Below are 232 nucleotides of genomic sequence, written 5' to 3' on the forward strand. Positions count from 1 at the left end.
TCGATTAATAGATTGGCCTCTTTAAATGCTTCGTTGGTGTATGAAAACGCACGGTTAACGATTAAGCCGTTTTCAGGATCAACGTATACCACGGCATCAATTAAGCGCTCGTTACCTAGTTGGCGGCGTTCGTATTCTTGGCGCCAGTTTGTATAGTTTGCTGATAAATCCAGTACGCCTTTTTCAATGTCTTGGCGGTGGCGCTTTTCAAGGTTTAAATCACTAACGGTTT

1 protein-coding gene is annotated in these 232 nt (G+C 43.1%); it reads right to left on the reverse strand.

Annotated features, from left to right (window positions below; genetic code table 11):
- The coding region (locus SB749_RS21080) for a hypothetical protein (protein ID WP_410712038.1) at positions 1–232 on the reverse strand (232 nt) is incomplete at both ends.

This window comes from Brevibacterium sp. SIMBA_078, assembly GCF_046534565.1.
GTDB lineage: Bacteria > Actinomycetota > Actinomycetes > Actinomycetales > Brevibacteriaceae > Brevibacterium.